The sequence below is a fragment of the Xanthomonas sp. NCPPB 1638 genome, from assembly GCF_041475635.2.
Lineage (GTDB): Bacteria > Pseudomonadota > Gammaproteobacteria > Xanthomonadales > Xanthomonadaceae > Xanthomonas > Xanthomonas cucurbitae.
Genome location: NZ_CM192984.1, coordinates 1,354,356 through 1,366,319 on the forward strand (window position 1 = coordinate 1,354,356; position 11,964 = coordinate 1,366,319).

The following is an 11,964-nucleotide window of genomic DNA, read 5'->3' on the forward strand; positions in this document are numbered from 1 at the left end:
GGCCTGGCTCACGCAGCGGCGGCTTCCTCGCGCAGCTGTTCGGCCCGCGCGGCGCCCAGGTAGGCGCCGATGCCGCGGCGCGCCAGATACAGCAACGGGATCAAGGCCACCGCAAAGCCCATCTTGTAGACGTAGTTGAGCGTGCTCACCGCCAGGAACTGATCCATCGACCAGTGCTGGGGCCCAAGCACGAAGGCGATGTAGATCACCACGAAGCTGTCCACCAGCTGCGAGACCGCGGTGGAGCCGGTGGCGCGCAGCCACACGTGTTTTTCGCCAGTGACGCGGCGGATGCGGTGGAACACCGACACATCGATCAGCTGGCCGAGCAGGAACGCCACCAGCGAGCCGCCGATGGTCCACAGCCCCTGCCCGAACACTGCCGCAAACGCGGCCTGGTAGTCCGGCACGCCCTGGCTCTGCGCGGCGGTGACCCACCAGCCGGCCGGGGCCAGTGCAATGGCGGCAAACGCAAACACAAACCCATAGCCAATCAGCGCCACCGCCACCCACGAGATGAAACGTACCCCGCGGCTGCCGAAGAACTCGTTGATGGTGTCGGTCATGATGAACACCACCGGCCACAACAAGGTGCCGGCGGTGAAGCTGAGCGAGCCGGTCTGGCCGAACAGGTTCCAGTTCAGCGGGGCAATGCCCAGGGTGTCTTCCAGCGCGAAGATCTTGACCCCGATGAACTCGGCCAGCGCGGCGTTGACGCAGAAGAATGCTGCCAGCGCAATGAACAGGCGCACCGCACGATCGTCGAGGGTGCGCGTGGCCGTCACGGTGTCGGGCGGTCCGCGGTGCGGGTAAAGGGCACCGATGCCGGCGCCACCGCACCGCCGGAGATGATGAAGCTCATTGCCTGGTCCACGCTCCAGTCGGTGGGCGTGAGCAGTTCCACCGGTACGATTTCCAGATAGCCGGAGGTGGGGTTGGGCGTGGTGGGGACGTAGACCGCCGCCAACTCGCGGCCGGTGCCCTGTTCGGTAATCACGCGGGTGACCAGGCCGACCGATTTCATGTCGCGATGCGGGAAGTCGATCAGCACCACGCGCTGGGTGCTGCCGGGCTGGGTCTGCAGGATGTCGAGCAATTTGCGCGCGCTGTCGTAGACCACGCTGGCCAGCGGAATGCGTCGCATGACTGCCTCGAACCAGCGCAGCAGCTGCTGGCCGATCACGCGCCGGCTGAGGATGCCAACGAACAGGATCGCCGCCACGGTGGCGATCAGCGCGATGGTGTTCTGCACCCACAGGGCCTTGATCCAGCCCAGGTCATTGGGGAATGAGGCGGCGATGCGCTCGGACAACGGCGCTACCCACGGGCTGCTGATGCCCGAGAGCAGGGCGAAGACGAACTTCACCACCACCCAGGTCAGCCAGACCGGCAGCAAGGTGAGCAACCCGGTCAAAAAGACGCGTTGCAGGGAAGGGCGGGGATGCGGGATGGGGGTATCGGACATGCGGGTAGTGTAGGCATTCGGCCGCGTCCGGTGCAGTCGGCAGTGCGCAGGTGATGCATCGATTGCAGCGCAGGCGCTGGAAAGCCACCTGCCGCGTTCCGGGGCGCGGCAGGTGCGGGTGTCACTGCGCCGGTACGCGGCGGTGCAGGCAAAACGCATCGATGCGCAAGGCGCAGCGAGCACCGCGTGCCTAGAAGCGGAAGTTCAACCAGCCCATCACGAAGGTCGAATCGCCATAGCCAACCCTGGTCAGCGCAGGGCCGGCCATCAGATGTTCGGCGCGGAAGGTCACCGACCAGTTCGGGTCGATGTTCCAGGTGGCGTTGATGCGCGGCATGGTGCCGATGCGGCGTGCCCCGGAGGTCTGGGTGCGTGCGTACGCGCGCGCCTGGTTGTTGTAGATCGCATCGCTGGTGGTCTGGCGCCACAAGGTTTCCCATTCCAGATTGACGGTGATCTTGGCGGTGGGCGAGAACGTGAACGTCGGCGCGGCGGTGACCAGATTGACCGGGCCGAAGAAGGTCGCCCAGCTGAAATAGATCGTATTGCCGTACAGGAAGTTGTTGTTGCGCAGCGTACCGGTACCAGAGGTGCCGCCGCCGCCGGAGGCGATTTCGCTATGGAAGCCCAGGCGCGGCTTCCAGCCGGTTTCGCTCAACGACCAGGCGTTGGAGGTGCTGGCCATGTAGGCACGCAGATCGCGCCCGCCGAAGCTGCCGCGCTGCACGGCCACGAACGAATCGGTGCGCAGCTTGCCGATGTTGCCCCACAGGCGCAGACCGTAGTAATTGCGGTTCTCCTCGGCCGTCTGCCGGCCCCAGACCTGGTTGTCGTTGCGGAACTGGTAGAAGAACGGCTCCAGGTACAGCGGCTTGGCAGCGGGCAGGCGATAGCCACCGACCACACCGCGGAAATGCCGCGATCGATCGATGCGGTCGTCACCCAGGCCCTCGGTGCCATCCAGGTTGAAGTTGAAGTCGAACACGTCCACGCGGGTTTTTTCGCCGATCGCCCAGGCACGCACGCCGTTGAAGGTGACGAAGATGTCGGTGTTGTCGCGCAGCGCCATCAAGGTGGTGGGGCCGTCGACGAATACCTGGCGACCGACCCGCAGGCCGGTGTCGGCGCCGCCGATGTTGCCCTTCACGTCGAAGAACACCTGCTGCAGGATCGCGTTGTTTTCCTGGGTGCCGGTCTTGGCGCCTTCGTTGCGCCCATCCAGGCTGCCGTGCGCCAGTTCCGTGTACAGGCGGAAGTGCTCGCCCACGTGCAGGTCCGCACCGAAGAACGCACGCAGCAGATACTGCTGCTGCGAGTGGCTGCCGGGAATCAGCCCCGGGTTGGTGATGGTGTTGCTGCGCACGCGCAGCTCGTTGCTGAGCGAAACGTAGACATCGCCGTCTTCGCTGAGCGGGATGTACTTGAGCGGATCGAACGGACTTTTGCGCTTGGACCGATCCTTCAGGTACGACCAGTCCTCGGCCCAACGCACCTGCCACATGTTGCCGCCCTGCTTGGAGCCCCAGCCCTGAGCCTCCTGCGGGTAGCCCTTGGCGGTGGCTGGCGCCGCCGTCACCGGCCGCTGCGCCGGCGCGTCCGTTGCCTGTGTGGGCTGTGCCTGGGCAAGGCCCAAGCCGGGTAGCGCCAGTCCGATGGCCAGGCACAGGAGCCGGGTAACGCCGAAGGAAGTGTCAGCCTTGGCCGGCTGCGCCGAGCGTGTCAGTTGCATCGTATCGCCCTGTCGAAAGTGAAACCCACCTGGCGAGAGGTATCGGCACAGGGGACACCGACTGTAGAGGAGCAGTGCCGCAATGGCTGTAACCCAAAGGTTTTAAGCTTATGCATTGGCCCGGCTGCACGGGCGCACGGCATCGGCAGGACAGCCGGGGGCAGGGCCTGCCCTGCGCGCAGGCGTGGCGCTGTGGCCGCCAAAGTCGGTTACTAACGCCAATGGCGAATGGCGAACGCCGAAGACGGCCCGCATGACGGACCGGCGGTAGGCACAGGCGGGAGCTGCGTGGCCAGGCACGCCAGGCCGCGCCTACCGCGTTGGCGCGACAGCATCCACGGCCGTGCCGGGATCCTGTCGCTGCGCAATCCCTGGAATCAGGCGCGTTTGCCGCGCTTGCGGATCGGGGTGACGGTGGCCGGATCGCGGCTGCCTACGGGGTCAGCATCGTAGCGGGCGATGAACTCGCGCACCTGCGGGTACACCACTTCGCGCCAGCGGCGGCCACTGAAAATGCCGTAATGGCCGGCACCTTCCACCACCAGATGGCGGCGGTGCGCCGCATCGATGCCGGTGCACAGATCGTGCACGGCTTCGGTCTGGCCCAGGCCTGCGATGTCGTCCAGTTCGCCTTCGATGCTCAGCAAGGCGGTATTGCGGATTGCAGACGGCTTGACCAGCTGGCCGTCCACCTTCCACTTGCCCTGCGGCAGCAGGAACTCCTGGAACACCACGCGAATCGTGTCCAGGTAATACTCCGCCGGCATGTCCAGCACGGCGTTGTACTCATCGTAGAACTGCCGGTGCGCCTGCGCATCCTGCAGGTCGCCCTTGACCAGGTCGGTGTAGAAATCCCAGTGCGACATCACGTGCCGGTTGGGGTTCATCGACAGGAAACCGGCGTGCTGCAGGAAGCCCGGATATACCTGGCGGCCGTGGCCCGGATACGGAAACGGCACGGTGTGGATCAGGTTGTTCTGGAACCACTCGATGCCGTTTTCCGTGGCCAGGTTGTTGACCTGGGTGGGGCTGCGGCGTGCATCGATCGGGCCGCCCATCATCACCAGCGAGCGCGGCGTGGGCTCGTCGTTGCTGGCCATCAGCGACACCGCTGCCAGCACCGGCACGGTGGGCTGGCACACGCTCACCACATGCAGGCGCTCGGCGCCGATGTGGCGGATGAAGTCCTGGATATAGGTGATGTAGTCCTCGAGCCGGAACGCGCCTGCTTCCAGCGGCACCATGCGCGCGTCCACCCAGTCGGTCACATAGACCTTGTGGTTGCGCAGCAGGGTGCGCACGGTGTCGCGCAGCAGGGTGGCGTGGTGGCCGGACAACGGCGCAACCACCAGCACGGCGGGCTGCTCCTTCATCTTGCCGATCAGCTCGACATGGTCGCTGAAGCGCTTGAAGCGCAGCAGGCGGCAGAACGGCTTGCTCAGCACTTCGCGCTCGATGATCGGCAGCGAGTGGCCATCCACTTCGACATCGTCCAGCGCCCAAGCAGGCTTTTCGTATTCCTTGCCCAGCCGGTGGAACAGCTCGTTGCTGGCGGCCATGCGTTCTGCACCCGGGAGCGAGGCCCACAGGCTGTCGGGGTCGGAGAACATCTTGGCGTTCGCCTGGGCCTGATGCACCCAGGGAGCCAGCAGATTGCGGGTCAGCTCATGCAGTTGATAAAGCATTCCACCCATCCGTGCGGTTTTGCTGCCGCGCAGCATACCCGGTTTGGCGCATTTGCACCTTAATGGGGCTGCGGCCGATGGCAAGCCCTTCTCCCACCGGGAGAGGGGTTGGGGTGAGGGTACGGGCGAAGCCCACGTGTACTTCGGATTTCAACAGGCTTCGCCCGTACCCTCATCCGCCCCTGCGGGGCACCTTCTCCCGGCGGGAGAAGGGAACAGCTCGCGCGGTTTGCGCCCCTGCGGGGTGCCTTCTCCCCCATATAAGGAGGACAATGACCCAGTGGGAGAAGGACGCAATGTCCCTCATCAAGACATCAGCTGTGTTCCAGTGCCGATGCGGCGTCCAGCAATTGCGGCGACAACCAGCAATGCGACCCCAGGGCGGTGAACCCGGCACCGGCAAAACGCTTGCGATACCAGCGCGCCGGGCGTGGCTGGAAGCCGTCGTGGTCACCTTCGAACGCGTCTTCCTGCGCAAAGGTCTCCAGGAAGGCGACGCCTGCGCACAGTTCGGCCAGCCCCGGCAGGCCCTGGTTGAATTCGCGGGCGGACACGTAATGCAGGACGTCCGAACAGATCAACAGGTCCACCGGCGCGCAGGGGCGCAGCCAGGCGAAGTCGCCGAAACGGGCCGGATGGATCTGACGACTGCGGCCATAGCGCTGCACGGCATAGGCGCTACTGTCGAACCCCAGGTAACTCAGCTTGGGGCGCAGCGCCAGCAGCGGGGCGCGCCATGCGCCTTCGCCGCAGCCCACATCCAGCACGCTGCGGATCGGTCGCTCCAAGTAGTACTCGGCTTGGGCCACGGCCAGTGCGACCTTGCGTCGCAGGCGCGCCGGGTCGGCCAGGCCCGCGTTGCGGTACCAGCGGGTGAAATAGGCAGCGTCGTACTGTTTGTGCTCGGGCGTGGGCATGGGGGATGCGCTTTTGCGCCATTGGATAGGTGAAAATGCGGGCCATCCTACGCCAGCCAGCGGAGCCAGCGCATGACCCTGTACCTGTGGATCAAGACCTTCCATCTGTTGTTCGTCATCGCCTGGATGGCGGCGGTGTTTTATCTGCCGCGGATCCTGGTCAACATCGCCGAAGCCGGCAACGACACTGCGGTGCGCGCGCGCCTGGTGCTGATGGGGCGGCGGCTGTACCGGTTCGGCCACAGCATGCTCGGTCTGGCGCTGCTGCTGGGCGCGGTGCTGTGGCTGGGCTACCGGGTGATTCCCGATTTTCCGACCATGGTGGCCGGCGGCTGGCTGCATGCCAAGCTGTTCGCGGTGGCCTTGATCCTGGCGCACTACATCGTGGCCGGGCGCTGGTTGAAGGGCGTGGACCAGGGCCGTGCGCTGCCTGGCGGCCGCGCGTTGCGGTTGTTCAACGAAGTACCGGTGGTGCTGCTGGTGGGCGTGATCTGGCTGGTGCTTGCCAAGCCGTTCTGAGTGCAGCGTGCCTGCGCAGGCACGACGGGGGCGGTGCTGCAGATCGTTGGATCTCAGCCAGTGCTCATGCGCCGGAGTCCAGCTCACGCAGCCCCTTGCGTGCCAGCTCGACCCAGGCGCGTTGCTCGCGTTGGTAGTGCCTGGGCGAGGCGGCGGCATGGCGCAGTACCTGTTCGTATACCGCCTTGGCCTGGTCGCTGCGTGCGGTGCGCTGTAGCAGCTGTGCATAGCGCAGGCGCGCCTCTTCACCGGGATAGCCCTGCGCCAGTGTCTCGTACTCGTGCAGTGCGGCGTCGGTGTCGCCGCTGTCTTCGACGGCGCGCGCATACAGCAGATGCCCGTCGTGCGAACGGAAGCCGGGGTTGGCCGCGATCAGTGCATCCAGGGTCTGCCGCGTCTGCTGCGGTTGGCCCAGCCCGAACTGCGCCCTGGCCAGGCCCAGCATCAGGTGCGGATCATCGCGATACAGCCCGCGCAGTGCGCCCTGGTAATGCTCGGCGGCCTGCGCGTAATCGCCGCGTGCCAGCAGGCTTTCGGCGAGTTGGCGACGATTTTCCGGGGTATCGGCCACATCCAGCCGGCGCGAGGCGTCGCGCTGTTCGCGCTGCGGGTCCAGGGTGTTGCGCACGCGCTTGAGGCTGCGGCGCGCGTTGGGGTCGTTGCGCAGGTCGGGAATGACCGCCACGCATACGTAGACCAGCACCGCCAGCAGCGAAAACGCCAGCAGCAGGAAGAGCCAGTACAGCGGGCGCCCGCTGCGCACCACGTGGACGCAGCAGGCAGCTTGCAGCAACAGCGAAATCAGCAGGAGCGGAGACATGCGAGTGAGGCGTCCTTTCCATGGCCGCGCACTCGGCGCGGCCGGTCAGCGTGCACGCGGGTCAATGCCCTTCGTAGGCACCGTAGCTGCGCAGGCGCTCGTAGCGTTGCTGCAGCAGGGTTTCCACCGGGATCTTTTCCAGTGCGTCCAGTTCGTTGAGCAATACCGCCTTCAGGCGCTTGCCCATCTGCTCGGGGTTGCGGTGCGCGCCGCCGGTGGGCTCGCGGATCACCTTGTCGACCAGGCCCAGGCCCTTCAGGCGCTTGGCGGTCAGGCCGAGCTGTTCGGCGGCGTCCTTGGCCTTGGCGGCATCCTTCCACAGGATCGAGGCGCAGCCTTCGGGTGAAATGACCGAATAGGTGCCGTATTCCAGCATCAGGGTGCGGTCGCCCACGCCGATCGCCAGCGCGCCGCCGGAGCCGCCTTCGCCGATCACGGTGCAGATCACCGGGATCTTGAGCTCGGCCATTTCCAGCAGGTTGCGCGCGATCGCCTCGGACTGGCCGCGTTCCTCGGCACCGATGCCGGGATACGCGCCGGGGGTGTCGATGAAGGTCAGCAGCGGCAGGCGAAAGCGTTCGGCCAACTTCATCAGGCGCAGCGCCTTGCGGTAACCCTCCGGGCGCGGCATGCCGAAATTACGCGCCACCTTGGTCTTGGTGTCGCGGCCCTTCTGGTGGCCGATGATGACCACAGGGCGCCCGTCGATACGGCCCAGGCCACCGACGATCGCCTTGTCGTCGGCATAGGCGCGGTCGCCGGCCAGTTCCTGGAACTCATCGCAGAGGGTGCCGATGTAGTCCAGCGTATACGGGCGTTGCGGGTGACGCGCCAGCTGCGCGACCTGCCAGGCCGACAGGTCGCGGAAGATCTGCGCGGTGCGCAGGCGCAGCTTGTCGCGCAGCGCGCGCACTTCGGTGTCCACGTTGACCGCGGGCCCGGTGCTGGCCTTGCGCAGCTCCTGGATCTTGGCTTCCAGATCGGCGATGGGTTGCTCGAAGTCGAGGTAGTTGGGATTCATGCAGTGGTGTCATCAACGTAAGGCGGGGAGTGTAGCTGAAGCGGTGTGGCTGGCCCGTACGGGGGCGTTGGGAGCGGAATCGGGAATCGGGAGTCGGGAATCAAAGCAAGGTATCCGGCCGCCCCTACGCTTTTGCGATTCCCCATTCCCGATTCCCAATTTTCACGCCCATGGCGGGCTGTACTTGATCTTCACCGTTCGCACCGCCGGGTCGGCGCGCAGGCTGTCCATCAGCTGTTGGTCGATGCGCACCGAGTGGCTGCCGTTGAGGTCGAGCATGCCGGCCACGCCGCCGCTGGGGGTGCGCAGCAGCAGGTCCAGGCGCAGGGGGGTCTTGCCGGGGCGGTGCTTGGCCAGCAGCGCGTCGATGCGGGGGAAGGCCTGCTTCTCGCGCAGGTCCAGGCGCAGCGACAGCCGCTGTGCATGCTCGGCGCAGATCTGCTCGTAGTCCCAGCATTGGCGGATGCGCAGGCTGTAGCCACCGTTGAATTCGTCTTCGCGCAGGCCGCCCTTGACGATCAGGATACGGTCGCGGGTGAGCAGGTGGCCGAATTCGGCCATCGCATCGGAAAACGCACTGCATTCCACCCGCCCGCGGCCGTCTTCCAGTTGCACGAATACCTGGCTGTCGCCCTTGCGGCGCACGCCGATCACCTGGCCGGCCAGGATCGCGCTGACTTCCGGGCGCCAGGCGCGTTTTTCGCCGTCGCCGCCACCTCCACCACCGCCACCGCCACCGCCACCACGTTGCTGGGAAGCCAGGATCTTTTCCAGCGCGCCCAGGTCGCAGCCGACCAGCTCGCGCACTTCTTCGCGGTGCGGGTCGAACGGATGCCCGCTGAGGTAGAAGCCCAGCGTTTCGCGCTCGCCGGTGAGCAACTGGCCCAGCGGCCATTCCTTGCTCTCGGGCAGGTCCAGGCGCATTGCCGGTGCGCTTGGGTCCGGCCCGCCGAACAGCGAGTTCTGCCCCGAGGCGCGTTCGCGCGCCATCTGCTCGGTGGCCTTCATCACTTCGGGCAACTGCAGCATCAGCGAGGCGCGGTTCTTGCCCAGCCCATCCATCGCGCCGGCATGGATCATCGCTTCCAGCGTGCGCCGGTTGAGCTTGGCGGTGCCCACGCGCGTGCAGAAATCCAGCAGCGTAGTGTAGGGGCCGCCACGCTGGCGCTCTTCGACGATCGCCTCGCAGGCGCCCTGGCCAACGCCCTTGATCGCGCCCAGGCCATACTGGATCGTGTCCGGGGTGGCGGCTTCGAACATGTAGGCCGATTCGTTGACGCGCGGTGGCTTGACGGTGAGGCCGAGGTTGCGCACTTCATCGAGAAAGCCGACCACCTTGTCGGTGTTGTCCATGTCCGAGGACAGCGTCGCGGCCATGAATTCGGCCGGGTAATGCCGTTTCAGCCAGGCGGTCTGGTAGCTGACCAGCGCGTAGGCGGCAGCGTGCGACTTGTTGAAGCCGTAGCCGGCGAATTTCTCCATCAAATCGAAGATTTCGTCGGCCTTGGCGGCGCCCACGCCGCCCTTGGCTGCACCTTCGCGGAAGATTTCGCGGTGCTTGGCCATTTCGGCCGGCACCTTCTTGCCCATCGCACGACGCAACAGGTCGGCGCCGCCCAGCGAATAATCGCCGACGATCTGCGCCATCTGCATCACCTGCTCCTGGTACACCATGATGCCGTAGGTGTCTTTCAGGATGGCTTCGGTGCGCGGATCGGGATACACGATCTCCTGCTGGCCGTGCTTGCGCGCGTTGAAGTCCGGGATCAGGTCCATCGGGCCGGGGCGGTACAGCGACACCAGCGCGATCAGGTCCTCGAAGCGGTCCGGGCGTGCGTCCTTGAGCAGGCGGCGCATGCCCGAGGACTCGAACTGGAACACCGCACCAGTGCTGCCCGAGGCGAACACACCTTTGTAGGTGGGCGCGTCGTCCAGCGGGATGGCGGTGATGTCCACCGGGTCGATGCCGGCGCGCGCGTGGCGCACGTTGATCGCCTTGACCGCCCAATCGATGATGGTCAGCGTGCGCAGGCCGAGGAAGTCGAACTTCACCAGGCCCACGGCTTCGACGTCGTCCTTGTCGAACTGGGTGACCGGATTCTTGCCGCGGCCGTCTTCGTCGTGTTCGGCGAACAGCGGGCAGAACTCGCTCAATGGCTCGGGCGCGATCACCACGCCGCCGGCGTGCTTGCCGGCGTTGCGGGTGAGGTCTTCGAGCTGGCGCGCCAGGTCCATCAGGTCGCGCACGTCGTCCTCGACCTGGTAGCGCTGGATCAGGTCCGGCGAGGCCATCTCCGAGTCCTTGCCTTCGCCCATCGCATCCTTGAGCGTGATGCCCAGGATGTTAGGGATCAGCTTGGCCACGCTGTCGACCAGCCCGTAGGTGAAGCCGAGCACGCGCCCGGCATCGCGCACCACCGCCTTGGCGGCCATGGTGCCGTAGGTGATGATCTGGCTGACGCGCTCGCGGCCGTACTTGCGCGCCACGTAGTCGATGACTTCGTCGCGGCGGTCCATGCAGAAGTCGATGTCGAAGTCGGGCATCGACACGCGCTCTGGATTCAGGAAGCGCTCGAACAGCAGGTTGTACGGCAGCGGGTCCAGGTCGGTGATCTGCAGCGCCCAGGCCACCAGCGAACCGGCACCGGAACCGCGCCCCGGGCCGATCGGAATGCCCTGGTTCTTGCCCCACTGGATGAAGTCGGCCACGATCAGGAAGTAGCCGGGAAAGCCCATCTTGATGATGGTGTCCAGTTCGAATTCGAGCCGGTCCACATAGTCCTGGCGCGTCTTGCCCGGTGCGATGGGGTTCTTTTCCAGACGTGCGGCCAGACCCTCGCGCGACTGGCTGCGGATCCAGGTGTCCAGGGTCTGGTCTTCTGGCACCGGATAGGCGGGCAGGAAGTAGGTGCCCAGGCGCATTTCGATGTTGCAGCGCTGCGCCAGCGCCTGCGTGTTGTCGATGGCATCGGGCACATCGGCGAACAGCGCGGCCATCTCGTCGCTGGATTTCAGGTGCTGCTGGTCGCTGTAGTCGCGTGGGCGCTTGGGGTCGTCCAGCACGCGGCCGGAGGAAATGCACACGCGCGCTTCGTGCGCATTGAAGTCGCTGGCATCCAGAAACCGCACGTCGTTGCTGGCCACCACCGGCAGCCCGCGCACGCCAGCCGCATGCAGGGCGAACTGGTTGAAGCGTTCCTCGCCCTCGCGCCCGGTGCGGGTCAGTTCCAGATGCAGGCCATCGCCGAACACGCGCTGCCAGTCGGCCAGCTGCTGCTCGGCAAGGTCGGCACGGCCTTCGTTGAACAGGCGCCCGGCCAGGCTGTCGCGGCCGGCCAGCGCAAACAGGTTGGCGTGGCCGGCCTGCAGCCACTCGGGATGGATCGCCACGCCGCCTTCGGGGCGATGGCCTTCCATCCAGGCGCGCGTGAGCAGCCGCGACAGGCTCAGGTAGCCGTCGCGGTCGCGGCACAGCAGGGTCATGCGCCAGGGCGTCATGTCCGGCGTGGCGATCATCACGTCGGCGCCGGCGATGGGCTTGATGCCCACGCCCTCGGCGGCCTTGTAGAACTTGACCAGCGCGAACAGGTTGTTGAGATCGGTGACCGCCAGCGCCGGCATGTCGAGTTCGACCGCCCGGCTCAGCAAATTGGCCTGTTTGGCCTTTTTCGGGTCAGCCTGATCCGGTTTCTCGGGCACGCGGATGGTGGAATCCGCCAGCGAGAACTCGGTGTGGACGTGCAGATGGACGAAGCGGGAAGTGGACATGCGGAACCAGAACGATGCCCGCGCAGGGTAGCGGCGGGGG

9 protein-coding genes are annotated in these 11,964 nt (G+C 66.1%); 1 reads left to right on the forward strand and 8 read right to left on the reverse strand.

All coding sequences use genetic code 11. From position 1 onward, the window contains the following. Positions 1–8: 8 nt before the first annotated feature. From ACCQ13_RS05870 to ACCQ13_RS05890, 5 genes are all read right to left on the reverse strand, one after another. Positions 9–785, reverse strand: coding sequence for a queuosine precursor transporter (locus ACCQ13_RS05870; RefSeq protein ID WP_104602028.1), 777 nt, complete (start codon positions 783–785; stop codon positions 9–11). Continuing rightward, on the reverse strand, positions 782–1,465 hold the full coding sequence (locus tag ACCQ13_RS05875) for a DUF502 domain-containing protein (protein WP_104602027.1): 684 nt from the start codon (positions 1,463–1,465) through the stop codon (positions 782–784). Before ACCQ13_RS05875 ends, ACCQ13_RS05870 begins: the two co-directional genes overlap by 4 nt. Before the next feature lie 190 nt (positions 1,466–1,655). Next, complete coding sequence (locus ACCQ13_RS05880; RefSeq protein WP_159406819.1) at positions 1,656–3,194, reverse strand: alginate export family protein; 1,539 nt, start codon at positions 3,192–3,194, stop codon at positions 1,656–1,658. A gap of 377 nt (positions 3,195–3,571) precedes the next feature. Beyond that, on the reverse strand, positions 3,572–4,915 hold the full coding sequence (locus ACCQ13_RS05885; protein ID WP_208800490.1) for a polyhydroxyalkanoate depolymerase: 1,344 nt from the start codon (positions 4,913–4,915) through the stop codon (positions 3,572–3,574). A 278-nt stretch (positions 4,916–5,193) separates the two neighbouring features. Beyond that, on the reverse strand, positions 5,194–5,796 hold the full coding sequence (locus ACCQ13_RS05890; protein ID WP_159406821.1) for a methyltransferase: 603 nt from the start codon (positions 5,794–5,796) through the stop codon (positions 5,194–5,196). A gap of 72 nt (positions 5,797–5,868) precedes the next feature. Here ACCQ13_RS05890 and ACCQ13_RS05895 point away from each other — a divergent pair, with 72 nt between their 5' ends. Then, complete coding sequence (locus ACCQ13_RS05895) at positions 5,869–6,315, forward strand: HemJ family protein (RefSeq protein ID WP_104603520.1); 447 nt, start codon at positions 5,869–5,871, stop codon at positions 6,313–6,315. 64 nt (positions 6,316–6,379) lie between these two features. Here ACCQ13_RS05895 and ACCQ13_RS05900 read toward each other — a convergent pair whose 3' ends face one another. From ACCQ13_RS05900 to dnaE, 3 genes are all read right to left on the reverse strand, one after another. Further along, entirely contained in the window at positions 6,380–7,135 is a 756-nt protein-coding gene (locus tag ACCQ13_RS05900; protein ID WP_104603521.1) for a tetratricopeptide repeat protein, read from the reverse strand. A 61-nt stretch (positions 7,136–7,196) separates the two neighbouring features. Then, positions 7,197–8,156, reverse strand: a complete 960-nt coding sequence (locus ACCQ13_RS05905; protein ID WP_104603522.1) for an acetyl-CoA carboxylase carboxyltransferase subunit alpha — start codon at positions 8,154–8,156, stop codon at positions 7,197–7,199. 162 nt (positions 8,157–8,318) lie between these two features. Beyond that, positions 8,319–11,924 carry a DNA polymerase III subunit alpha gene (dnaE, locus tag ACCQ13_RS05910; RefSeq protein WP_104603523.1) on the reverse strand — a complete coding sequence of 1,202 codons (3,606 nt, stop codon included), beginning with the start codon at positions 11,922–11,924 and terminating at the stop codon, positions 8,319–8,321. Positions 11,925–11,964: the final 40 nt, after the last annotated feature.

Excerpts from the sequence above, each read along its gene's own strand:
- ACCQ13_RS05875 (WP_104602027.1), bottom strand. The coding sequence starts at position 1,465 with ATGTCCGATACCCCCATCCCGCATCCCCGCCCTTCCCTGCAACGCGTC.
- ACCQ13_RS05880 (WP_159406819.1), bottom strand. The coding sequence starts at position 3,194 with ATGCAACTGACACGCTCGGCGCAGCCGGCCAAGGCTGACACTTCCTTC.
- ACCQ13_RS05885 (WP_208800490.1), bottom strand. The coding sequence starts at position 4,915 with ATGCTGCGCGGCAGCAAAACCGCACGGATGGGTGGAATGCTTTATCAA.
- ACCQ13_RS05890 (WP_159406821.1), bottom strand. The coding sequence starts at position 5,796 with ATGCCCACGCCCGAGCACAAACAGTACGACGCTGCCTATTTCACCCGC.
- ACCQ13_RS05895 (WP_104603520.1), top strand. The coding sequence starts at position 5,869 with ATGACCCTGTACCTGTGGATCAAGACCTTCCATCTGTTGTTCGTCATC.
- ACCQ13_RS05900 (WP_104603521.1), bottom strand. The coding sequence starts at position 7,135 with ATGTCTCCGCTCCTGCTGATTTCGCTGTTGCTGCAAGCTGCCTGCTGC.
- ACCQ13_RS05905 (WP_104603522.1), bottom strand. The coding sequence starts at position 8,156 with ATGAATCCCAACTACCTCGACTTCGAGCAACCCATCGCCGATCTGGAA.
- dnaE (WP_104603523.1), bottom strand. The coding sequence starts at position 11,924 with ATGTCCACTTCCCGCTTCGTCCATCTGCACGTCCACACCGAGTTCTCG.